This is a genomic window from Roseateles sp. GW835-FHT13E02, assembly GCF_058794035.1.
Genome location: NZ_JBXAGJ010000019.1, coordinates 39,600 through 61,693, shown reverse-complemented (window position 1 = coordinate 61,693; position 22,094 = coordinate 39,600). Strand labels below are relative to the sequence as shown.

The following is a 22,094-nucleotide window of genomic DNA, read 5'->3' as shown; positions in this document are numbered from 1 at the left end:
ATATTTGCGCGCAATCCAATCAGCGAGGGAGACCTGTGGCTGCGATCTCGAAGAGCAAGCGCGCATTGATCACGGTGGCGGTGGCTGCGGCCTTTGGTGGCAGCCTGTTCCTGGCGCTGCGGGGGCAGAAGCAGGAGGCTCAGGCGCAGCTGGAAGCGGCCGAGCAGGCTGCCGTGCTGCCGCTCAAGGGCTTGATCGCCTTGGATGTGGAGACCTTCTTCAAAGACCCGCGCGTGGTCCAACGCCTGGCTGCCGCGCGCCTGCCAGTCAGCGTGTCCCGGGTTGGCAGCCGAGACATGGCGGCCAAGCTCGACGGCGCCGGCCGTAGCGGCGCGCCGGATTTCTTCTTCCCCTCCGGTGTGGTGGCCGCCAACCAGGTGGTCGATGCGGCCCGCAAGGCGCAGCTGCCCGTGGCCCAGCTCGCGCCCTTTCACACGCCCATGGTGGTGGCCTCCTGGGAGCCGGTGGCGCGCATCCTGGTGGCCAACGGCCTGGCCAAGCCGCTCTCGCCCAAGGTCTATGGCCTGGACATGGCGGCGCTGACCCAGCTCATGCTGGCCAAGAAGAAATGGAAGGAGCTCAAGGACGCCGGTGCCTACGAAGTCAGCCGCAGCGTGCTGGTTTCCACCACGGATCTTCGCCGCAGCAACTCGGGCGCCATGTACCTGGCCCTGACCAGCCAGGCCCTGAACGGCGATGTGGTGACCGACCGGCCGACCGCCCGCGCCACCGCCCTCAAGCTCGCCGAGTTGTTCAAGCGCCAGGGCTACCAGGAAAACTACGTCAACGGCAACTTCGACGATTACGTGGCCATCGGCATGGGCAAGACGCCGCTGGCCTTCATCTACGAGAACCAGCTGGTCAGCCATGCCCTGGCCAAGAAGGGCGTCAGCGCCGACATGGTGCTGCTCTACCCGCAGCCCACCATCGTCAACAAGGTGGTGTTCGTCTCGCTGAACGAGCGGGCCAAGGCCCTGGGCGAGCTGCTGGCCAACGATGCAGAGCTGCAGGGCATTGCGGTCGAGTACGGTTTCCGCATCGCCGACACGGCCCGCTTCGTCAAGACCGTGCAGGCCACGGGCCTGGGCGTGGAGCCGCGGCTGACCCAGGTGGTGGACCCGCCGTCTTTTGAATTGATGGCCGAGATGATCGAGGTGGTGGCCCAGGAGATGGCGCAATGATCCGCGTGAACACAATGCCTTGGATTCGAGGGCTGGGCCTGGCGTCCCTGAGCGCGCTCTTGCTGGCCACGGCCGGCTGCGGACGCAAGGCCGAGCCGGCCGCGCCGGCTGCCGACGCACCCAAGCTGGAGTCCGCAGCGGAAGACTTCACCGTGTTGGCCACCAGCGACCTCAAGGATGTGGAACCGCTGCAGGAGATGGTGCGCAAGGCCACCGGCGTGCGCCTGAAGCTCAAGTTCGGCGGCACCATGGAGAGCACCGAGGCCGTGCTCAGCGGCGAGGCCAAGAGCGATGCCGCCTGGTTCGCCAATGCCAAGTATCTGCTGTCCAGCCCGCAGGGCCAGGGCCGGGTCAAGCTGCAGGAAAAAATCATGCTCTCGCCGATCGCTATCGGCGTCAGCGAGTCCGATGCGCGTAAACAGGGCTGGGACCGGCCCGATCTCAAGCTGACCTGGAAAGACATCGCCAACGCCGCCAAGGCCGGCCAGCTGAAGTACGCGCTTTCCAACCCCGCCACCTCCAACCAGGGCTTCATGGCCTTGATGGGCGTGGTGGCCGCCGCCAGCCAGAAGTCCGAAGCCCTCAGCGCCGCCGATGTCGACCGCGGCGCCATCGCCGATTTTCTCAAGGGCTACAAGCTGCCCGGTGACAACTCGAGTTATCTCTCCGAGCAGTTCATCCTGCAGCAAGGCCCCAAGGTCAATGCCTTCATCAATTACGAGAGCTGGCTGCTCAGCCTCAATGCCTCGGGCAAGCTGCGCGAAAAGCTGACCCTGATCTACCCGCATGAGGGCGTCAGCACGGCCGACTACCCCTTCATGCTGCTCAACGAGGCCAAGCGGGCCGACTACCTCAAGGTGGCCGAATATCTGAAGAGCGAGCCGGCCCAGCTCTGGCTGGCGCGCCAGACCCTGCGCCGCCCGATCAAACCCGAGCTGAACGAGCGCGTGGCCGATGTGCTGCCGCGCCAGGGCCTGCAGGTCGAGCTGCCTTTCTCGCCCGACCGGGCGCTGGCCGATGGCCTGATCGCCGCCTACCTCAATGAGTTCCGCACGCCGATTGCCTCGACCTTTGTGCTCGACACCAGCGGCAGCATGGCCGGTGGCGGCCGGCGCCAGCAACTGGTCGAGGCCCTGCATTACATCGCCGGTGCCGATGCCTCGCTGACCGGCCGCATCGCCCGCCTCAGCAACCGCGAGCGGCTCTGGCTGCTGCCCTTCTCGGATCGGCCCGGTGAGCTGCAGCCCTTCGAGCTGCCGGCCGTCGGCAAGGGAGGCCGCGGCGTGGCCGAGCAGGCCGACAGCGAGGCCAAGCAGCAGGTGCTGGCCCAGGTGCGCCAGACCGCCGACGAGCTGCGCATGAAAGGCGGCACCGCGCTCTACGATGCGGTCTACCTGGCCCTGGCTCAGATGCTGGAGCAGCGCAACCAGCACCCCGGCTACCAGTACTCGGTCGTGGCTTTCACCGATGGTGAGGTCAACAAGGGCCGCTCGCTGGCGCAGTTCGAGCGCGACTACCAGGCCCTGCCCGAGGACGTGCGCGCGATTCCGGTGTTTGTCGTCGTCTTTGGCGAGGCCAACGAGGCCGAGTTGAAGGCGCTGGTCAAGACCACCGGCGGTCGCGTCTTTGATGCCCGCCGCACGCCGCTGTACAGCGTGTTCAAGGACATCCGGGCGTATCAGTGATGGGGCTGGCGGCGGCAGTGTTTCGGCTCGTGGCCTCACCGGCCAACTGGTGCGGCCTGGGCCTGGCCAGCGGGGTTCTGCTGCTCAAGGCCGTGGGCCTGCTGGGGGCTGGCTGGGGCCTCGGTGTGGCGGCTCTGGGCTATGGCGCTGGCTTTGTCATCGGCGGGCTTTGGTGGGGCTTTCCGTCCCGCCGCGAGCCGGCCTGGGAGGCCTTGCAGTTCAGCGACGAGGGCGATGCCCGCGAGGCCATGGAGCGCGCGCTCGAGGGTGTGCGCCGCCTGACCGAGTACAACCCCGAGCAGCGTATTCCGCCGGCCCTGCAGGGCCGCGTGCTGGCCCTGTGCACGGCGCTCGATGGCCTGCTGCAGCAATGGGAGCGCAGCAAGGGCAATCTCTCCCTGCAGGACAGTTTTCACGCGCGCCACATCGCCATCCGCTACCTGCCCGAGGCGCTCAACACCTACCTGTCCATTCCGGCGGCATTTGCCAGCCGCAAGATCCTGGACAACGGCAAGACCGCCGAAGCCACCTTCGCCGACACCCTGGCTGAGCTGGAGGCCAAGGTGCTGCAGCTGGGCGACGATCTGGCGGCGCAGGATGCCCACGCCTTTCTCGTCCATTCCAAATTCCTGAGCCAGAAGTTCGGCCCGCAAGGCCTGGACGCCCCGGCACTCAACACCGCCCCCGAGGAGCGCAAGCCATGAACTCTCCGTCCGCCCCGACCAGCACGGCCACGCCCGCCTTCCAGCTGCAGCCGCCCGAGGTCATCCACCCGGTGGCCGCCGAGGCCACGCGCGAGGCCGTGCCGCTCAAGCCCGAGCTGGCCCAGCAGGTCGATGCCCAAGTGCTGCAGTTCATCGACGCCCTGGCCCGCGAAGACCTGCACAGCGAAGCCTTCAAACAGCGCCTGGACAGCGCCTTCGCCCTGGGCAAGGAAGAGATCTCCAATGCGTCCTCGCTGATGCAGGGCCGCTTCATGAACCGCAATTTCGCCGGCATCGAGGACACGCCGGCCTACAAGGCGATTGCCGAGATCCGCGCCCAGCTCGACGAGCTCAACCCCGGCGCTGATGGCGACCTGCTGCAGCCGCGCAAGCTGCTGGGCATCATCCCCTTCGGCAACAAGCTGGAGGCTTACTTCCGCAAGTACCAGAGCGCGGCCGAGCAGCTCAAGACCTCGATGGGCCAGCTCTACGCCGCCCGCGATGACATGCAAAAAGATGTGATCGACATCGAGGCCACCCGCGCCAAGCTCTGGGACGCGATGCAAAAGCTCGCCGCTGCCGCGCGCTTTGCCGGCGCCCTGGACAGCCAGCTGGCCGACAAGGTGCAAGCCCTGGAGCTCAGCGATCCCCAGCGGGCCCAGGCTTTGCGCCAGGAGGTGCTGTTCTACGCTCGCCAGAACCTGCAGGACATCCAGACCCAGCAAGCCGTCTGCGTGAACGGTTATCTGGCGCTCGATGTGCTGAAGAAGACCGGCCGCGAAATGATCAATGGCTGCACCCGTGTGGCCACCACCGGCATGAGCGCCCTGGCCGTGGCCCAGACCGTGGCGCGCGCCACCGGCAACCAGATTCAGGTGATGGAGATGCTGCAGGGCGTCAACGCCACCATCGGCAACCTCATCAGCGAGACCGGCCGCGCGCTCAATCAGCATGTCGAGCAGACCACCCAGTTCGCGCAGAACCCCATGCTGGGCATTGACAAGATGAAAGAGATGTTCAACCAGACCTTCCAGGCCATGGATGCGATGGACAACTTCCGCGCCAAGGCCATCGATGTGATGGGTCAGAACAATGCCATCCTGAAGACCGAGCTGGCCCGCGCCGAAACCTATGTCGACCGGGTGCGCCAGCAGCGCGCGCGGGAGGCGGCGGGCGGTCAATGACGAGGGCTTGCCTGGCCCGCTGACCTCGTGCGAGGGGCCAGGCGCCGGCGCAACCCCCGTTCGAGAGTTTTTTCAATCGATCGCCAGGACCTTCCCAGTCCCAAGGAGCCGACCATGTCCCAGATCTCCACCTGCCTGTGGTTCGACGGCCGCGCCGAGGAGGCCATGGCCTTCTACCTCGATCTGATTCCCGGCAGCCGCGTCGTCGATGTGATGCACTGGGGCGAGACCGGCCCCGGCACGCCCGGCAGCCTCTTGATGGCGCGCCTGGAGCTCGGCGGCATGAGCTTGCAACTGCTCAATGGCGGGCCTCAGTACACGCTGAGCCCGGCCGTTTCGCTGTCGGTCGATTGCGAGGACCAGGCCGAGCTCGATCGCATCTGGGGCCGCCTGCTGGACGCCGGTGGCAAGACCCTGCAGTGCGGCTGGATCACCGACCCCTGGGGCCTGAGCTGGCAGATCGTGCCCCGACCCTTGCCGGACTGGCTGCGCGACCCCGATCCCGTCGTGGCCGCCCGCGTGATGCACGCCATGTTCGGCATGGTCAAGCTGGAGTTCGAGGGGCTGCGGCGCGCCTACCTCGGCATTTGATCGGCATCGCTTTGGGCCGCCTTGGTCCGCAACCCTCAGGGTTTCCCAGAAGCTGCTTCACGTGACGTGGCGCGTCGGCGCTGCGGGCATCCGCCCTCCCAGCCTCTGGTCTTCCGGGCATAGCATGAAATCGCAAGTTCAGCTGGTACGGCGCTTTCGACGCCTTGCCGTCTGGGCTTGAGATGTGTTCATTCCGGCGCGCCCGATCTGGTTTGTCTTCATGGCGCGACCGACCACAACAGCAAGACTGCAAGGGACCGTATCACCATGTTCACCCGCACCTGCTCCGACTCGCGCCGCGCCGCAGCTCCGCTCCATCGCCTGGCCGTAGCTGCCGCCCTGATCTGTGCCGCCGCCGGCGCGCAGGCCGAAGTGTTCACCGGCGACACCAGCAATGGCGCCATCTGGAACCGGCCTTTCGCCAGCTTCTCCGGCCTGTCCTCGGCCGGCACCGGCGTCAAGTACGAGGTGCTGCCCTTCACGGTCTCGGTGACCGGTGCCTACGACTTTTTGAACACGGCGACGGCCAGCTGGGATAACTTCACCTTCATCTACAAGGACGCCTTCAATCCGGCCACTCCCTTGGTCAACGGGGTGGTCGGCAATGACGACCGGCCCAGCATTGGTTTGTCGGGCTTCAACGTCAATCTGACGGCCGGCACCAACTACTTCTTCATCACCACCGGTTTCGACCCCAGTGAGTTCGGCGCCTACAGCCTGAATGTCAGCGGCCCCGGCAGCGTCATCACCACCCCGGTACCCGAGCCCGCCACCTACGGCCTGATGGCCTTGGGCTTGTTTGCTGTGGCAGCGGCTGCGCGACGCAGCCGTCGTGCCGACTGAGTCCGGCCCGTCCTGCCTCGCAGGTCAAGCAGCCTTCGGGCTGCTTTTTTCATGGGTGTTCGGTCTCAGCTCAGCCCTTGGGCAGATCCTGAAAGCTGGGCTCGATGGCCTGGGCATGCTGCATCAGCAGCCATGGGTCATGCCGGCTCTTGAGCGCGCGCAGTCGCGGCAGATCGGCGCCGTAGTAGGCCTTGGCCCATTGCGGCAGTTCGAGATCGGCGTAGCCCTGGTAGACCCGACCATTGCCGGCGGCGGCCACGGTGGCACGTGAGGCCTGGGCCCAGCGCCGCGCGTGGGCGCGCAGTTCGGCGTTGGAGCGCGCGCCCACCACCGCGGTGTGACGGATCATGAACTGCGCCTCGCGGTGACTGAAGGCGCAGTCGGCGTGCGGCCGCTGGTCTGACGTGGAGGTGTAGGCGCCGGTGTAGGCGCCGCCCCAGGGGATGAGTTCCAGCTCCCGGTACTGGGCATAACGACGGTCAGCGGTGAAATGGGCCAGCAGGTCGTGGATGGCGCCAGCCGGCAGGCGCTGCGCGAAGAAGCCGGATTTGGTGAACTGGTAGCCATGTTCTCGGTAGGGCTGGCTGGGTTGCCACGCCGGCTCGCAACGCCGGTCCAGGCGACCGCACAAATAGCTGGCGGCGGCGGCGGCCGGCAGGCGCCATTCACACAAAGCCTCGGCCAGGCTGCCCAGGGCGCGGCGCCACGGGGCCAGCAGGGCCGGCACCTGCTCGGCCTCGGCCAGGACCACGCCGAACAGCTCAATCAGTGGCGGGCCCTCGTCGGCATCCTCGGGGTCATCGCTCGCGCTCAGGGACAGTTCCAGGTTCACGCGCGGATCCGCCGCCGGCGCCAAGGTCTGCCAGGCCTCGATCACGTCCGCTGCGCAGTCCCAGGGCCAGCGCCCATGGACCACATTGAGGGCCTGGGCTGGCTGGGTGTCGAAGAGCAGCTCGGTGACCACGCCGAACTGCCCGGCGCCCGCCCCCCGCAGGGCCCAGAACAGATCGGCATGGTGATGCGCACTGGCTTCGACCAGATCGCCGCCGGGCAGGGCCACGCGCAGGGCCTGAACCTGCTCACAGACCAGACCGTGGCGCCGGCCCAGCAGGCCGAAGCCGCCGACCAGGGCCAGGCCACCCAGGGCCACGCCAGGGCAGCCGCCGGTGGGCAGCAGGCGGCCTCGCGAGGTCAGGAAGGCACTGGCTTCACCGGCGCTGACGCCGGGCCCGGCACGCAGGCCTTGCAGGTTCAGCTCCATGCGGCGCAGCTCACTCAGGTCCAGCACCACCTCGGCATGGCTGGACAGGTCGGCAAAGCAATGGCCGCCGCTGCGCACGGCAAAGCCCTGCTCGTGGCGGGCGAGAAAGTCGAGCGCACGCCGCACATCGCACTCGCTGCGCGCGCGCAGCCACAGCGCGGATGTGGGCAGGGGGCGGCCCGCGGCGGCCAGCTGCTTGCCCACGCCGATTTCGGCGCGCTCACCCGGGCGAAAGACCTGACCCTGCCAGCGCTGCAGCAGCGGCGACCAGTCCAGCTGAGCCGCCAGGCGCTGTGCCTCAGCCATGGGCCTCTCCCCGGCCTGCGCCTGCGTTCACATTCGAGTCCGTGTCCGGCAGGGCATGCAAGCGGTTCTGCAAGCGCACCAGCTCGGCATAGCGGCCGTTCAGGGCCATCAGCTCCTCGTGCCGGCCTTGCTCGACCAGGCGGCCGCGCTCCATGAAGAAGATGCGGTCGGCCGCGCGCACGCTGGCCAGGCGGTGGGTGATCAGCACCACGGTGCGGCCCGCGGCCAGTTGGCGCAGCGAGTCGTAGACGGCCGCCTCGGCGCGCGCGTCGAGTGGCGCGGTGGGCTCGTCCCAGATCACCAGGGGTGCATCGCGGAACAGGCCGCGCGCCACCGCCAGGCGCTGCCACTGGCCGCCGGACAGATCCTGGCCACCGCGGAAGTAACGCGACAGCACCGTGTCCCAGCCCTGCGGCAGGCCGGCGACCACCTCGTCGGCGCGGGCGCTGCGGGCGGCGGCCCGCAGGGCGCGGTCCTCGGGATCCGGGCGGGTGTGGCGGCCGATGCGCACATTGTCGCGGGCGCTGCGCGGCCAGCGCACCGGGTCCTGCAGCACCATGGCAATGCGCTCGGCGCGGCTCTCGGCTTCGAAGTCGGCCATGTCCTGGCCGTCCCAGCAGATGCGGCCTCGGTCGGGCCGGTAGAGCCCGGCCAGCAGCTTGGCCAGGGTGGTCTTGCCGCTGCCGTTCTCGCCCACCAGGGCCACGGTCTGGCCGGCCTGGATTTCCAGGTTGATGGCCTGCAGCACCGGCCGCCCCGGCTGGTAGGCAAAGCTCAGGTCCTCCACCCGTATCGTGCCGGGCTGGGCCGGTGCGGGCAGGGCGCCCTGCGGGCAGGCCGGCCGGCGCTGTTCGGCCTGGCGCAGAAAGTCCTGGTAGTCGGCGATGTAGAGGCTTTTCTCGAACAGCTCGTGGGCTGCACGGGTCAGGCGCTCGAGGGCGGCGCTGGCGCTGCGCAGGGCCAGCACGGCCGTGCCGGCCGCTGCCAGGGGCAGGGCGCCGGCCTGCAGCAGCAGGCCCAGTCCGGCCAGTGTGAGCGCCAGGCCGGCGCCGGCCAGCCAGCGCCCCTGGCTCTGGCGCCGCGCCTCGGCCAGGCCCAGGCTGACGAGATGGTCGCGCAAGGCATCGGCGCTGCGGGCATAGGCCTCGATCACAAAATCGGGCGCTTGCTGAGCGCGGATCTCGGCTGCTGCTTCGCGCTGGGTGGCCAGCTCGGCCATCATCTCGGTCTCGCGGCTCAGGCGCACGGTGGCGGCCATGCTGGCGTACTGCAAACGGGCCGCGCTCCAGACCGCCCAGGCCTGGGGCATCAGAACCAAGAGCAGCAAGGGCGGCAGCAGGGCGTGCAGCCAGGCCAGGGCCAGCAGGGCCGCCAGCACGGCGATGGCGCCGGCCAGCAGCTCCAGCGCACACTCGAGCGCGCCTTCCAGGTGCAGCACACCGCGGTCGCGGGCGCGGTGCAGCTGGTCGTAGAAACCGGGGTCGTCAAACGCCGCCAGGTCCACCCGCAGGCTGGCGCGGAACAGGCGCTCCTCGGCCAGCCGGCGCAGCTGGGGCACGAGATGGGCGCGCGCCCGCGCGCTTGCGCTTTCCAGGGCCAGGCCCAGGGCCAGCAGGCCGGCCAGGCTCAACAGATCGGGCAAGGCCGCCTGCAGGCGCTCGGCCGCGCTGCCGCCGGCCAGCAGGGGCTCCAGCACCCGGGTGCTCAGCAGCAGTGCGGCGGCGCTGACCGCGCCGACCAGCAGTTGGCTCAGCAGCAGGCCCGCACCGGCCCGGGGTGCGGCCGCGCGCAAGAGCTGCCACAGCGGCACCGCGGCCTGGGCCAGGCGCCCCAGCAGGCGGGTTGCGCTCAATCCGCCGCCGCCGGGGCGGGCGGCATCGGCCTCGTCCTGCAAGCGCCAGTAGGGGCGCTCCAGTTCCGGGCTGAGGGCGTCTCCGCTCATGCCGTGGCCGGGATCAGGATGGAGGGCAGTCGGCTGTCCGGGTGGGCGCGCAGCAGCTGGTAGGCCACGCCGCCCAGGCCTGGCATCAGGCCCGGCACAAAGACATCGCGGGCGATGCCGCAGATCGGGCCATGGGTCTCCAGGCTGCCGAGCAGGGTGGCGAGCAGCTGCTCGTGGCTCAGGCCTGCCGGGGCCAGGCCCAGATCCAGGGCGCGCGACATCAGCTCCCAAACGCCCAGATCCCCGTGACAGGCGCAGTGGTTCCAGCCCAGACCCAGGCGCCAGCTGGCAGCCGCGGCGCGGCGCACGCGTTCGGCCTGTTGTGGCTGCCGGGCCTGCGGGTCCAGATCCAGCGTCGCCAGGCCGATGCCCACGGCGCCATGGCACCAGGCGGCGGCGGTCTTGGCGCCTTCCAAGCCGCGCAGGTCCAGCCAGTTGCCGTCTTCCTCGCTCCAGAGCTGGTCTTCAAAAGCCTGGGCGGCGGCGGCGGTCTCGGCAAAGCGGGCCTCGCCGCTGGCCCGTGCCAGCTGCTGCAGGGCCCAGGCCATGCCGCTGGCACCGTGGGCAAAGCCGCCTATGCCCTCGGGCCACTGGCTGTGCGTCCAGCAGGCCAGTGTCTGGCCGCCGCGTTGCTCCAGCCTTGCCTGCGCGCAGAGCTGATCGCCGATCTCCACGGCCATCTGCAGATAGCGCGCCTGGCCGCTGCGCTGGGCCAGCAGCAGCAGGGGCGGGATGGCGCCGGCCTTGCCGCTGAGCACATCGTGGATGTCATCGGCCGCGCAAGCCTCGGGCAGCAGCTCGGCCAGGGCGCAGGCCCGCTCCAGGCATTCCCGCGGCCGCAAGCCGCCGGGCTCGGGCAGGCGCGGGGCCAGCTCGGCCAGCATCAGCCAGGCCCAGATCTGCGAGCCCAGGCCCAGGTAGGCGCCGGCAGCGGGAGGGCGGGTCTTGCCGCGCTGCCGGAAGCGCTCGGCATGGCGCTGGTCCTCGGCCCGGTGCAGGCTGTGCACCAGGGCGGGCAGCAGGGCGGCGAGGCCCGGCACTGGATCGGCGCGCCCGGCCGCTTGCTCGGCCAGATAGGCCGCCACCAGCAGGGCGATGCCGGAGAGGCCGCCGTAGAGATCCGGGTCCAGCGGCTGCACCGCCCAGCCGGTGGGGCTGAGCACCGGGGCGATCCAGGCCACGGTGGGGCCTGGGTCCTCGGTGTGGCCGCGCTCGCCCGGTGCCAGGATGGCGGTGGCGACCAGCTGGCTCATGATGGCCGCGGCCTGCTGCCGCCGCCGCGTGTCCAGCCCGTGCAGATCGAGCTGCTGCGGTGTCAGCGAGCATTCGGCCGGCATCCAGCCCTCGTTGATGAAGGCGCTGACCAGGGCGGCGCGGATGCAGTGGCGCTCCAGGTCGAAGTCGGCCGCGCGCCAGTCCTGCAGCGCTTCTTCCACCCAGTTGCCAGCGGGCAGCCAATGCGTGCCGCCGGGGCCTTGCAGGCGGCCTTGGCCGGCCAGGGCGCTGAAGCAGGGCACATCGCCCTGGCGCAGGTCTTCGACCTCGGCCGCAATCACGGCCGGGTCATTGGGAGCCATGGCCAGATGGGCCGCGGCGCGGGCCAGCAAGTCGGTGGCCCGCTCGATCGCCGGCGCTGGCCGGTGCAGAGAGACCGGGTGCCAGAGCATGCGGGCCAGCTCGGCATAGACCTCGGTGGCGCGCGGCACCACGCGGATGCGGCAGGGCTCGAAACGGCGCAGGCGCGGCGCCAGCAAGCCGTCCTGGTCCAGCGCTTGCAGCAGCCGGCTCAGGCCCTCGAAGCCCTGCAGCACCTGCGGCCAGTACTCAGCCAGATCGGGCTCGGCGCTGGGGTGGTTCTGGGCCAGCGGCGCTTCCATCAGGCGGTGGCCGATGTGGGCCTGGTCGGAGCCGCTCTGCAGGATGTCGGGCTGGGGCAGCAGCGGTTGCTGGCCAGGCAGGGCGCCGAGCGCCGAGTTGTCCACGCCGCGCCAGCCCAGACCCATGCCGCGGCCGGGCAGCAGGCCGACATTGAGCACGGTGCCGCCGACCAGGCGCGCGGCCCGGTCGGCCGCCGCGCCCAGGCCCGAGGGAATCGGCGTGGGCTTGGGTGTGAACAGGGTCTCGCAATCGACCACCACCGGATGCGGGCCGTGGGCGATCAGGTTCTCGGCATGCAGATCGCTGCCCGACAGCAGGCGCATCAAGGCCAGCCAGTGGCCGATGCCGCGGTAGAAGGCCTGCAGCTCGGCCCGACCCTGGGCATGGCGGTGGGGGATGAACTCGCTCCAGCCGCAGTCGTCATCGGCACCGCGCAGCACCCGGGGCACGCGCATGCTGCTGGGTGCTTCGGCGCGGGCTTGCAGATCGGCCTGCAGCTCGGTGATGAAATCGGCCAGGGCCTGATCCACGGCCACCGAGCGCGGTTTGTAGACCAGGCGGCCGCCCTGGCAGCGCAGCAGGGCCACGGTCTCGCCGCCGCTGTGGCTGTCACCGGCGCCGAACTCCAGCGCCTGCAGCGCGCCGCAGTCCTGGCCCAGCAGCTCGCTCAAGCCCGCCCGGTCGCGGGCAAAGCGCCGGGCAAAGCGGGCCGCACTGGCGCAGCGGGCCTCGATCAGGCCTTGCACGCGCTGGCGCAGATCGGGGTAGGGGCAGGAGGCGGGCGACTGCTCGCTGCCCCACAGGCCGACCCAGAACTCGGGCGTGGCCGCGTACTGAAGAAATTCTTGCCAGCGGCTTTCGCTGTCCTCGGCGCGCAGCTGGCCGGTGACGCGCGCGGCATTGAGCTCCAGCACCAGCAGGCGGCTGAGTTTGCTGTGCAGCTGGGCCAGCAATTGCTCGCGCGTGGCGTCGAGCAGCACCTGCGCTTCGGCAGGCTGGAATCCGGTGATCTCGCGCAGCTGGCTTGCCAGCCCATCCAGCGCGGACGGGATCAGGCAAGCCAGAACGGTGTCGAATTCACCGGCGTCTGCAGGAACAGACGCCATGGTGAATCAGCAGCACATGCGGGTGCGCGAGCCCGAGCAGGCGGTGCCGCACTTGCCCGAGATGGTGCTGGTGTCGCCGACGATGTCGGCTTCGGCGTACTCGCCGCCGATGAACAGCGGGCCGGCCGGGTTGCTGCCGTCGGCCTGGCTGCGCCATTGGGCAACCAGGGCTGCGGCTTCGCTGTCGATGTGCTGGGTAACAGTGGTGCTCATATCAAACTCCTTGTGGGGTTCAAAGTCGATGGGCTTGTGACCGAGTCCGGTGTGAACCGGCCCCAACTGGGGGCAGAAGCGGCGAGAGGCTTGTGAGCCCTCGTCTCGGCACGGGCGCATTGTTCTCAGCGAGTGAAGACACTCCCAGCTGTAAGAGTTGACAGCGGGTTAGCCCCGATGGTCGGCGGTGCAGCACCGGAGCTGCCGTGGCATCGGCGTGGTGGCCCCAGGGGCGGCCAATGGGCGGGCAGGCAAGACCTGACCCCAAGTGAAACAGTGGTGCGCATAGCGCGCGAAGCCCGGGTTCAGTTTGTGGTCTTGCCTGTCGAGGGGCGGGCGCTTGCCGAAGACAGCGCCGTCCACAGATGCTGTGCTGCGTAGGCCCGCCACGGCCGCCAGACCTGGGCCCGTTCGGCCAGCTCCCTGGCGCTGGGGCGGCTGCCTTCGAGCTTCTCGATCGCCTGCATCAGACCGACATCGGCGGCCGGGAAGGCATCGGGCTCGCGCAGCTGGCGGATGGCGATGTACTGGGCCGTCCAGTCGCCGATGCCCGGCAGCGCGCGCCACTGCGCCAGGGCGTGCTCCAGACTGTCCTGGCGTTCCAGCAAGGCCGGTGTGGCGAGGCAGGCCTGGGCCACCGCCGACAAGGTGGCGGCGCGGCTGCGCGGCATGCCCAGGGGGCCGAGATCCACCGCGGCCAGCGCGGCGGGGCTCGGAAACAGATGGCTCAGCCCGGGAAGCTCCGGGTCGGGCGCGTGGAGGGGCGCCCCGTGTTGCTGCACCAGCTTGCCACCGAGCTGGATGGCAGCGCCCACCGTGATCTGCTGGCCCAGCACGGCGCGGATGGCCAGCTCGAAACCATCCCAACAGCCGGGCACGCGCAAACCGGGCCGCTCCTGCAGCAGGCGGGCCATCAGGGCATCGCGCTCGCCCAGCTGGCTGGCGATGGTTTCGGGGTCGGCTCCCAGGTCGAACATGCGGCGCAGGCGCGCAATCACCTGGGGCAGCAGGGAGAGGTGGCTGGCGCGCAGCTGCACACGCAAGGCCTGTTGCGCGGGCGCATGGCTGACGCAGACCCGGCCCTGCTGACCGCCGATCTCCAGCACTCGCACATAGCGCCCGCCCTCAATGGCGTCGTCCACCTGCTCCAGCCCGGGAATGGCGCGGGCGCGCAGAAAGCCCAGCATGGCCGGCCAGTCGTAGGGTGGCCGGTAGCGCAGCAGCAGGCTGACCTCGCCGGCCCGCGGCGCCGGCATGCGCGCCCCGGGCCCGTGGCGCAGCGCGCTGGGCGGCCGCTGGAACAAGGCTTGAAAGACCTCGTTGAAACGCCGGATGCTGCCGAAGCCGGCGGCAAAAGCGATCTCGGTCAAGGGCAGGGCGGTTTCGCGCAGCAGTTGCTGGGCCAGCAGCACGCGCCGGGTTTGCGCCACGCTCAGCGGCGAGGCGCCGACATGCTCGGCAAACAAGCGGCGCAGCTGGCGCTCGCCCAGGCCCAAGCGATCGGCCAGTTCGGCCACGCCTGCCTCGTCCAGTGCGCCCAGCTCGATCAGCTCCAGCGCGCGCGTGACCGCATGGGAGTGGCCGCTGTTGGCCACGCCGCGCCAGGCGCTGGATTCGGGCGCAGCCTCGGGCCGGCAGCGCAGGCAGGGGCGGTAGCCGGTTTCCTGGGCCGCCGCGGCATTGGGATAGAAGCTGACGTTCTCGCGCTTGGCCGTGGGCGCCGGACAGATGGGGCGGCAATAGATGCCGGTGCTGTGCACGGCGATGAAAAAGCGCCCGTCGAAACGGGCGTCGCGGCTGGCCAGGGCGCGGTAGCAGCTGTCGGGGTCCAGGGGCAGGTCCATGGGCGAATTCTCGTGGCTTGAGGTGCTGCGCACTGGCGCTTTTCGGACATCAAGGTCGCGAACGATATTGCTGTCCGAAAGGCGCGAGCCAAGCGGCGACGCATTCGCGACCATGGCGGCCCTTTCCCCTTTCCCCTTTCCATCACCCAAGGCAAGGCCTCCGCAAGGCCTTTCAATTCCATGTTGCACACCCAAGAACCTCAGGAACAGCATCAACATCAGCAATCTGACAAGAGCGACGAGCGTGAGGCCCAGCGCCACCGGGCGCTGGAGTTCGCCGCGCTCAACCGGCGTGGCGGCTTGCTCCTGGCCAATGTCTGGGATCTTGGCTGCGCCCGGCTGTTCGAGCAGCAGGGCTTCGCTGCCCTCGGTACCAGCAGCGCGGCCATCGCCTACTCCCACGGACTCGGTGATGCCGAGCGCCTGGGCCGCGACGCCATGATGGCCCAGATCGCCACCTTGGCCTCTGCCTTGCGTCTGCCCTTGAATGCCGACATCGAATCGGGCTATGGCCCCTCGCCCGAGGCGGTGGCGTTGAGCACGGCCGCGGCCATTCGGGCCGGCGCTGTCGGCGTCAACCTGGAGGACCGGCGGCATGGCGAGGCAGGGCAGGGCCAGTACGCAATCGCCGAGCAATGCCGACGACTGGAGGCCGCGCGTGCGGCTGCCGAGCGCAGTGGCCTGCCGCTGTGGATCAACGCCCGCATCGACAGCGTGCTGCTGGCAGAAGGTCAGGATTCAGACGAGCGTCTGGCCTTGACCCTGGCGCGGGGCCGAGCCTATCTCGCAGCGGGGGCGGACATGGTGTTCGTGCCGGGCCTGCTTGATCTCGGGCAGATCCGGGCGCTGGCGACCCAGCTGGGCGGTCCCTTGAACCTGATGGCCATGCCCGGCGCGCCAAGCGCCGGCGAGCTGTTTGAGGCTGGCGCCCAGCGTGTCAGCCTGGGCCTGTGCCCCATGCTCAGCGTCATGGGCCTGCTGCGCGACCTGGGGCGTGAAGTGTTGCAGACGGGGCGCTGGCAGGTGATGGGCGAGCGCTTCTACGGCTTCGGCGAAGCCGAGGCCTTGTTTGCCGCGCCGTGATGAAGCGCGGCAGCCCGCGCTCAGCGCTCTGCCTTGAAACGACGGTGAGGGCGAAGACGCTGGGTTTGTCATCGAGCGCTGGCTAGACTGCGGGGCCAACAAGCTCACCACTCCCTCACGCGCGAGTCCGCCATGACCGTCCTGCACACCGCCCGCCTGCGCCTCGAACCCTGCCGCCCGGAGCACCTCTCGGGGCTGCACGAGATGAACCGCGACCCGGCGGTGATGCGCTACATCACGGGTCGGGCCGAGACCCTGGAAGAGACCCAGGCCATGATCGAGCGGGTGCAAGCGCGCTGGGCCGAGCTGGGCTATTCCTGGTGGAGCTTCATCGATGCGGCCAGCGGCCAGGTGGTCGGCGCCGGCTGCATCCAACATCTGGGGCGGGACCGGGCCCAGCCGCTCGAGATCGGCTGGCGCTTGCGCCAGGACCGCTGGGGTCAGGGCCTGGCCTCGGAGGCCGCGCAGGTCATGGCAGCCTTTGCCTTCGAGACCTTGCAAGCGCCGCTGCTCTGCGCGGTCTGTCACCCCGACAACCAGGCCTCTGCCCATGTGATGAAGAAGCTGGGCATGGTCTACCGCGGCCAGGAGCGCTGGTATGAGATGGACACGGCGGTGTACGAGATGGACCGGGCGGCCTGGCGAGCGCGGGCTGCGGCATGAGTGCTGCCGAGCCGACGGCGCCGTCGCTGCCGCCGCAGGCGCCCAGCTTCTGGGCTGCCTTCAAATTCTGGCTCTGGCTGGGCTGCCTGAGCTTCGGCGGGCCGGCCGGGCAGATTGCGCTGATGCACCAGGAGCTGGTCGAGCGACGGCGCTGGATCAGCGAGCGGCGTTTTTTGCATGCCCTCAACTACTGCATGTTGCTGCCCGGCCCCGAGGCCCAGCAACTGGCCACCTACATCGGCTGGCTGCTGCACCGCGGCTGGGGCGGGCTGATGGCCGGGGCGCTGTTCGTGCTGCCCTCTTTGCTGTTGCTGATCGGTCTGTCCTGGTTGTACCTGGTGCATGGTCAGCAGCCGCTGGTGGCAGGTTTGTTCTTCGGCATCAAGCCGGCCGTGACCGCTCTGGTGCTGCAAGCGGCGCATCGCCTGGGCGGGCGGGTGCTGCGCAATCGCTGGCTCTGGGCGATTGGCGTGGCGGCCTTTGTCGCCATCTTTGCGCTCAAGCTGCCTTTCCCGCTGATCATCGGCGCGGCGGCCCTGGCCGGCTGGCTGGGCGGGCGCTGGCGGCCGGATGCTTTTGCCACGGGCGGCGGCCACGGCGGCGCGCAGGCGGTCTCGGCAGGGCCGGCGCTGATCGACGACCAAACGCCGACGCCGGCCCATGCGCACTTCACGCGCCGCGGCCTGGCCCGCGTCCTGGGCCTGGGCCTGGGCCTGTGGTTGCTGAGCATGACGGCGCTCTGGCTCTGGGGCGGTCGTGAGGGCGTGCTGACGCAGATGGGCTGGTTCTTCAGCAAGGCGGCGATGCTGACCTTTGGCGGCGCCTATGCCGTGCTGCCCTATGTGTTCCAGGGCGCGGTGGAGCAGCAGCAATGGCTGACGGCCGCGCAGATGATGGACGGCCTGGCCCTGGGCGAAAGCACGCCGGGGCCGCTGATCATGGTGGTGGCCTTTGTCGGCTTTGTCGGCGGCTGGGGCGCGCAGCTGCTGGGACCGGATGCGCTGTGGGCCGGCGGGGCGCTGGCGGCGGTGGTGGTGACCTGGTTCACCTTCCTGCCGTCTTTTGTCTTCATCCTGGCGGGTGGGCCCCTGGTCGAGGCGACGCATGGCCGCCTGGGTTTCACCGCGCCGCTGACGGCGATCTCGGCCGCGGTGGTGGGCGTCATCCTCAATCTGGCCCTGTTCTTCGCCCTGCACCTGCTCTGGCCGGAGGGTTGGGGTGGGCGCTTTGATGGCGTTTCCGCTGCGCTGATGCTGGCCGCGGCCTGGGCTTTGATGCGCTGGAAATGGGGCGTGCCCCGCGTGCTGGCGGCCAGCGCCCTGCTGGGCCTGGCCGCAAAGCATGCCGCAGCACTGATCAGTTAGCGACCAGGGCTTTCTTGATGGCGCCGACCACCAGGCTCGGGTCGTCCCACATCAGGAAGTGGTAGCCCTTGTCGCTCATCTGCAGGTTCAGGCCCTTCAGATCGGCGTACTGGCGCTCGAAGATGGCGCGGGTGCTGGCTTGGGTGCTGCCCATGCGCTCGTAAGCGGCCCAGGCGCCCAGCACCGTGGTCGGCACCTGGATCTGGCTCAGCTGGGGGCGCAGATCGGTGGTCCAGAGCTCGTACATGGCCTGGGCCGTGGTGTGGCGGTCGCTGTTCAGGCCCCACTGCACCAGGTCCTCGATGCGCTCGCTCTGACGGGTCATGCCGGCCATCATCGGTGTCAGCTGGGCGCGCAGGCCCTCGGTCGGGGCATTGCGCATGCCCTGACGCATGCCCTCGGCCATGGGTTTGACCTGCTCGACCGTGGCGGCCGGGTTCTGGATACCGGGCAGAAAAGGCAGGGAGTCCACCACCACCAGCTGCTTCACCGTCTTGCCCTGCTTGTCTGTCGCCAGCATCAGGCCCAGCACGCCGCCCAGGCTGTGGCCGACCACGGTGGCACCCTGGGGCGCTTCCTGCTGGAGCAGGGCCTGCAGCTGCCCCTTCATCTGCTGCAGAAAGTCTTCCGGCTTGCTCAGGGCCGGGCTGCCGGCAAAGCCGGGCAGCTGCACCATCAGGCAGCGCACGCCCGGTTGCAGCTGGGCGCAGGTCTCGGTCCAGACGCTGGCGGGGCTGTTCAGGCCGGGGATCATGAGCACAGGCCGGCCTTCGCCGCTGCGGCTGATCTGCAGGTCCTGGAACTTTTCCGGCGCTGCCTGGGCCGTGTGGCTGATCAGGCTCAGGCCGGCCAGGGCCAGGCTGGCGCCGATCCGGCACAGGGTGGCGCTCAGTCCGGGTGCTTGCTGCTTGTTCATTGCGGTCTCCTCTTCGTTGACTGGGAATGGAGCGCATTGTTGGCGGCCGCCGAGCGGCGCCGCGGCCCGGAGCGATGAACAGCGGATGCGGGCGACGAGTGGCTAGCCGCGGCGCTGAATGGCTCCCAGCTGTAAGAGCTGACAGTGTGAAGCCGGGCCATGCTTGCCTAGAGTGGCGGCACGCCCTGGCGCTCGGTCTGGTCTGGCGAATGACGGATCGATCGAGGGCGCTGGGTGTGCTGGATCTGCCCCTTGTTCCTCTGGTGGCGTGTTGACCTGTCTGTTGTGTTGACCCCATTTGTTTTCACCGTTACTTGGAGTGCCTGACTCATGTTTCGAACCTCTGCTGCCGCGACCGCTTCTGCCACGTCCCACAGCCCGCTGCTACCCTGGGGCGTGGCTGCCCTGGTGTGTTTTGTGGCGGGGGGCGCCCATGCCGCGGCGGCGGTCAGTGGTCTGGAGGTGCGCCTGTCGGTGGCTCAGCCGGTGCTCAAGGGCGATGTCGATGTGCATGTCAGCGTCAGCATCACCAACACCAGCCGCCAGCCGCGCCAGATCCTGCGCTCTCAGCTGCCAGGTTCGGCGCCGATGGCGGCGCTGTTTCGCATCAGCCGTGACGGCCAGCTTGTCGACTACACCGGCCCACTGGTCAAACGCGGCCCCTTGACCGAGGCCGACTACCTGAGCCTGGCGCCAGGGGAATCCCAGACCTTCGAGGCCGAGCTGACCGGCACCTACGATCTGAGCCAGAACGGCCGCTATGCCATCGAGTACATCGGTCTGGCCAAGCAGGCCGAGGCGGCCAGCGCGATCAGTGAACTGGCCCCGACCTATATCTGGCTGGAAGGGCGCAGCCCGCAGCCCGTATCGGCCCGCCCCGAGCCGTCACCGTCATTGGCCGGAAGTGTCAGCTACACGGGCAACTGCACGGCATCGCAAAAGACCACGCTGGCCAGCGCCTTCAATGCCGCATCCAACTATGCCCAGGCTGCCCAGACCTATTTGAGTGGCACCGGCTCGGGCACCCAGCGCTACAAGACCTGGTTTGGCGCTTACACCAGTGCGCGCTGGAACACGGCCAAGGCCCATTTCGTCGCCACCAATGATGCCTTCAAGAACAAGGCGGTCACGCTGGACTGCAGCTGCAAGCAGAGCTACTACGCCTACGTCTACCCGACCCAGCCGTACAAGATCTACCTTTGCAATGCCTTCTGGAGCGCACCGATGACCGGCACCGACTCCAAGGCCGGGACCTTGATCCATGAGATGACCCATTTCAATGTGGTGGCGGGCACGGATGACTGGGCCTACGGCCAGAGTGCTGCCAAGTCCCTGGCCTTGTCCAACCCGACCAAGGCGCTGGACAACGCCGACAGCCATGAGTATTTCGTGGAGAACACCCCGCCGCTGCCTTGATCGCCGCAGCGCTGGCTGCACCCGCACCCGAACCTGCACCCGCGCCGAATCCGCATGCGGCCGAGCCCGGCTTGCGGATTGCGCCCTGATCGACCCCTGAAACTTGCCCTCTCCCCTCGTTGGCCCCGTTGGCTGCCCAGCCGCGGGGCCTTTTTTTTGGGCGCGAGAGCGCTTCAGAAAGAATCGACAAAGCAAAGCCCCGGACGGCGCGATGCGCGTCTCGGGGCCTTGGGCTGCGTCCCCCAGCCAGGGGGCTCTTGCGCGCCGGTCTGCGCCGGGCTGCTGCGAAGAGCGAGACATGCCGGTCTTGCGCCGGCTTGGCGACAGGGCCGCGATGGGCCTGCTTTCCTCCGTTGTTTTCGTGCGTGCGGGCTCAGCGCCTTGGGTTGGGCCTCACTCCACGTAGCTCAAGACCACCGAACGCACCTGGTCGACGCCGATGCCGGCATCGCGCTTGAGCGCACTCAAGGCGTAGGCGCTGAGCAGCTCGTGGCCCAGTTCGGCGGCGGCGACGGGCGTGCGCACGCGCAGGCTGCCGTCTTCACCAAAGCTGAGGCGCAGGCTGCTGGTGTGATCCCCCGGCAGCACCAACAAGGCTTCACCGCTGTAGCGCAGGCCGCGCTGCGGCTCCGGCAGGGGCGAGGGCTGGCTGGAGCCGCGCACCACGGCCAAGCTGTCGCCCAGATCGGTCAGCTTGAACTGGCCCAGCGGCTCCAGCGCTTCGCTGGCGCGTTGGCTGAACAGGGGCACATCGGCCGCCAGCGCCTGCTCCAGAGGGCCCTGCGCCACGGCGATGCTGACGCGGCCGTGGGCCGACAGCGCCTGCTCGGTGTCGAAGCGGGCGACGCCGCCGCCACCCTTTAGCTCCGAGGCGCCGCCGCGGCCCAGGGCCTGGCTGCCGCCTGTGGCATCGGAGCTCAGCGTCGCAGCGCCGGGGCCGGCATTGAACGCCACCAGCGGGCTGCCGGCCGCGTTCGAGGCATCGCCGCCGAGCAGGGGGCTGGCTGCGCCTGTTGCCGCACCGGCCTGACCTCCCGAGCGCGTGCTGTTGCCCCCCGGCGGGGTGATGGAGGTGGCGGCCGTGGCATCGCTGGCCGGTGGGGCGCTGATGCTGCCGGTGGCCTGGATGCTGGCGGCGGCGAGGCTGTAGTTCTGCGCGTCGGCACCGCTCAGCTGCACGCGGCTGATCTGCACCGGCTTGTCGCTGCCCACCGCTGCATCCAGGAACTGCCCCAGCACCTGGCCTTGCACCTGATCGCCGGCCAACACGCCCTGGAGCTGCAGGGCGCCCAGGCTGGCCTGGGTGCTGCCGTCGTAGCGTTTGTCCTCGGCTTGCAGGGCCGCAGCGCCGAGTTGGCGCTGGGCGATGTCCGCCTTGGCGGCTTGCGTGCTGCTGGACAGCTGGTAGTTGCCCGCATCGGCGCCGTTCAGGGCCAGGCTCACGGTCGCGGCCTTGTCCTTGCCGGCGTTCTTGTCGGCGAACTGGGCGCTGGCTTGCAGGCCGACCTGGTCACCTCCGATCACGCCTTGCAGGGCGCCGGCCGTGACACTGGAGGCGGTGCTGCCGTCGTAGACCTTGCCGGCCACGCTGGACGCGCCGGCGGAGATCACCTTGGCCGCGATGTCGGCTTTGGCGCTCTGCGTGCTGCTGGTCAGCTGGTAGTTGCCCGCATCGGCGCCGTTCAAGGCCAGGCTCACGGTAGCGGCCTTGTCCTTGCCGGCGTTCTTGTCGGCGAACTGGGCGCTGGCTTGCAGGCCGACCCGGTCACCTCCGATCACGCCTTGCAGGGCGCCGGCCGTGACGCTGGAGGCGGTGCTGCCGTCGTAGACCTTGCTGGCCACGCTGGACGCGCCGGCGGAGATCACCTTGGCCGCGATGTCGGCTTTGGCGCTCTGCGTGCTGCTGGTCAGCTG

17 protein-coding genes are annotated in these 22,094 nt (G+C 69.3%); 10 read left to right on the top strand and 7 right to left on the bottom strand.

Features of this window, described 5'->3' with window-relative positions:
- The first annotated feature begins 35 nt into the window (after positions 1-35).
- The 6 genes from AC1Q6P_RS17995 to AC1Q6P_RS17970 all read left to right on the top strand — a co-directional run bounded on the left by AC1Q6P_RS17995 (position 36) and on the right by AC1Q6P_RS17970 (position 6,188).
- On the top strand, positions 36-1,181 hold the full coding sequence (locus AC1Q6P_RS17995; RefSeq protein ID WP_492665341.1) for a hypothetical protein: 1,146 nt from the start codon (positions 36-38) through the stop codon (positions 1,179-1,181).
- A 14-nt stretch (positions 1,182-1,195) separates the two neighbouring features.
- Positions 1,196-2,866, top strand: a complete 1,671-nt coding sequence (locus tag AC1Q6P_RS17990) for a vWA domain-containing protein (protein WP_492665372.1) — start codon at positions 1,196-1,198, stop codon at positions 2,864-2,866.
- A gap of 29 nt (positions 2,867-2,895) precedes the next feature.
- Positions 2,896-3,570, top strand: coding sequence for a hypothetical protein (locus AC1Q6P_RS17985; RefSeq protein ID WP_492665340.1), 675 nt, complete (start codon positions 2,896-2,898; stop codon positions 3,568-3,570).
- Positions 3,567-4,754 (top strand): toxic anion resistance protein, encoded by a 1,188-nt coding sequence (locus AC1Q6P_RS17980; protein ID WP_102766389.1) that lies wholly within the window; start codon positions 3,567-3,569, stop codon positions 4,752-4,754. Before AC1Q6P_RS17985 ends, AC1Q6P_RS17980 begins: the two co-directional genes overlap by 4 nt.
- Before the next feature lie 114 nt (positions 4,755-4,868).
- On the top strand, positions 4,869-5,345 hold the full coding sequence (locus AC1Q6P_RS17975) for a VOC family protein (protein ID WP_102766390.1): 477 nt from the start codon (positions 4,869-4,871) through the stop codon (positions 5,343-5,345).
- Positions 5,346-5,612: 267 nt separating this feature from the next.
- A complete protein-coding gene (locus AC1Q6P_RS17970; protein ID WP_171826911.1) occupies positions 5,613-6,188 on the top strand; it encodes a PEP-CTERM sorting domain-containing protein in 576 nt (191 codons plus the stop codon).
- 70 nt (positions 6,189-6,258) lie between these two features.
- Here the strand turns inward: AC1Q6P_RS17970 and AC1Q6P_RS17965 are convergent, their stop codons facing one another.
- The 5 genes from AC1Q6P_RS17965 to AC1Q6P_RS17945 form a co-directional block, all read right to left on the bottom strand.
- The gene (locus tag AC1Q6P_RS17965; protein WP_492665339.1) at positions 6,259-7,755 is read right to left on the bottom strand and encodes an FAD-binding oxidoreductase; all 1,497 of its coding nucleotides are present in this window, start codon (positions 7,753-7,755) and stop codon (positions 6,259-6,261) included.
- Positions 7,748-9,697 carry an ABC transporter ATP-binding protein gene (locus AC1Q6P_RS17960; RefSeq protein WP_492665338.1) on the bottom strand — a complete coding sequence of 650 codons (1,950 nt, stop codon included), beginning with the start codon at positions 9,695-9,697 and terminating at the stop codon, positions 7,748-7,750. Before AC1Q6P_RS17960 ends, AC1Q6P_RS17965 begins: the two co-directional genes overlap by 8 nt.
- On the bottom strand, positions 9,694-12,681 hold the full coding sequence (locus tag AC1Q6P_RS17955; RefSeq protein WP_492665337.1) for a type 2 lanthipeptide synthetase LanM family protein: 2,988 nt from the start codon (positions 12,679-12,681) through the stop codon (positions 9,694-9,696). The genes AC1Q6P_RS17960 and AC1Q6P_RS17955 overlap by 4 nt, the downstream gene beginning before the upstream one ends.
- Before the next feature lie 6 nt (positions 12,682-12,687).
- Complete coding sequence (locus tag AC1Q6P_RS17950; RefSeq protein ID WP_102766394.1) at positions 12,688-12,894, bottom strand: DUF6229 family protein; 207 nt, start codon at positions 12,892-12,894, stop codon at positions 12,688-12,690.
- 305 nt (positions 12,895-13,199) lie between these two features.
- Entirely contained in the window at positions 13,200-14,738 is a 1,539-nt protein-coding gene (locus AC1Q6P_RS17945) for an AlkA N-terminal domain-containing protein (protein WP_492665336.1), read from the bottom strand.
- A 180-nt stretch (positions 14,739-14,918) separates the two neighbouring features.
- Here AC1Q6P_RS17945 and AC1Q6P_RS17940 point away from each other — a divergent pair, with 180 nt between their 5' ends.
- From AC1Q6P_RS17940 to chrA, 3 genes are all read left to right on the top strand, one after another.
- Positions 14,919-15,821, top strand: coding sequence for an isocitrate lyase/PEP mutase family protein (locus AC1Q6P_RS17940; protein WP_492665335.1), 903 nt, complete (start codon positions 14,919-14,921; stop codon positions 15,819-15,821).
- A gap of 132 nt (positions 15,822-15,953) precedes the next feature.
- Positions 15,954-16,484 (top strand): GNAT family N-acetyltransferase, encoded by a 531-nt coding sequence (locus AC1Q6P_RS17935; RefSeq protein ID WP_271010220.1) that lies wholly within the window; start codon positions 15,954-15,956, stop codon positions 16,482-16,484.
- On the top strand, positions 16,481-17,848 hold the full coding sequence (gene chrA, locus AC1Q6P_RS17930) for a chromate efflux transporter (RefSeq protein WP_492665334.1): 1,368 nt from the start codon (positions 16,481-16,483) through the stop codon (positions 17,846-17,848). The genes AC1Q6P_RS17935 and chrA overlap by 4 nt, the downstream gene beginning before the upstream one ends.
- Here the strand turns inward: chrA and AC1Q6P_RS17925 are convergent.
- Positions 17,841-18,764, bottom strand: coding sequence for an alpha/beta fold hydrolase (locus AC1Q6P_RS17925; RefSeq protein ID WP_492665333.1), 924 nt, complete (start codon positions 18,762-18,764; stop codon positions 17,841-17,843). The genes chrA and AC1Q6P_RS17925 overlap by 8 nt on opposite strands.
- Positions 18,765-19,094: 330 nt before the next feature.
- Between AC1Q6P_RS17925 and AC1Q6P_RS17920 the strand changes: the two genes are divergently transcribed.
- Positions 19,095-20,180, top strand: coding sequence for a M35 family metalloendopeptidase (locus tag AC1Q6P_RS17920; protein WP_492665332.1), 1,086 nt, complete (start codon positions 19,095-19,097; stop codon positions 20,178-20,180).
- 393 nt (positions 20,181-20,573) lie between these two features.
- On the opposite strand, the gene AC1Q6P_RS17915 is transcribed toward AC1Q6P_RS17920, so the two are convergent.
- Positions 20,574-22,094: YDG domain-containing protein (locus AC1Q6P_RS17915; protein WP_492703274.1), on the bottom strand; the 1,521-nt coding region annotated here is incomplete at its 5' end.

Coding starts and splice junctions, on each gene's coding strand:
- AC1Q6P_RS17990 (WP_492665372.1), top strand. CDS start 1,196: ATGCCTTGGATTCGAGGGCTGGGCCTGGCGTCCCTGAGCGCGCTCTTG.
- AC1Q6P_RS17980 (WP_102766389.1), top strand. CDS start 3,567: ATGAACTCTCCGTCCGCCCCGACCAGCACGGCCACGCCCGCCTTCCAG.
- AC1Q6P_RS17975 (WP_102766390.1), top strand. CDS start 4,869: ATGTCCCAGATCTCCACCTGCCTGTGGTTCGACGGCCGCGCCGAGGAG.
- AC1Q6P_RS17970 (WP_171826911.1), top strand. CDS start 5,613: ATGTTCACCCGCACCTGCTCCGACTCGCGCCGCGCCGCAGCTCCGCTC.
- AC1Q6P_RS17965 (WP_492665339.1), bottom strand. CDS start 7,755: ATGGCTGAGGCACAGCGCCTGGCGGCTCAGCTGGACTGGTCGCCGCTG.
- AC1Q6P_RS17960 (WP_492665338.1), bottom strand. CDS start 9,697: ATGAGCGGAGACGCCCTCAGCCCGGAACTGGAGCGCCCCTACTGGCGC.
- AC1Q6P_RS17955 (WP_492665337.1), bottom strand. CDS start 12,681: ATGGCGTCTGTTCCTGCAGACGCCGGTGAATTCGACACCGTTCTGGCT.
- AC1Q6P_RS17950 (WP_102766394.1), bottom strand. CDS start 12,894: ATGAGCACCACTGTTACCCAGCACATCGACAGCGAAGCCGCAGCCCTG.
- AC1Q6P_RS17945 (WP_492665336.1), bottom strand. CDS start 14,738: ATGGACCTGCCCCTGGACCCCGACAGCTGCTACCGCGCCCTGGCCAGC.
- AC1Q6P_RS17940 (WP_492665335.1), top strand. CDS start 14,919: ATGTTGCACACCCAAGAACCTCAGGAACAGCATCAACATCAGCAATCT.
- AC1Q6P_RS17935 (WP_271010220.1), top strand. CDS start 15,954: ATGACCGTCCTGCACACCGCCCGCCTGCGCCTCGAACCCTGCCGCCCG.
- chrA (WP_492665334.1), top strand. CDS start 16,481: ATGAGTGCTGCCGAGCCGACGGCGCCGTCGCTGCCGCCGCAGGCGCCC.
- AC1Q6P_RS17925 (WP_492665333.1), bottom strand. CDS start 18,764: ATGAACAAGCAGCAAGCACCCGGACTGAGCGCCACCCTGTGCCGGATC.
- AC1Q6P_RS17920 (WP_492665332.1), top strand. CDS start 19,095: ATGTTTCGAACCTCTGCTGCCGCGACCGCTTCTGCCACGTCCCACAGC.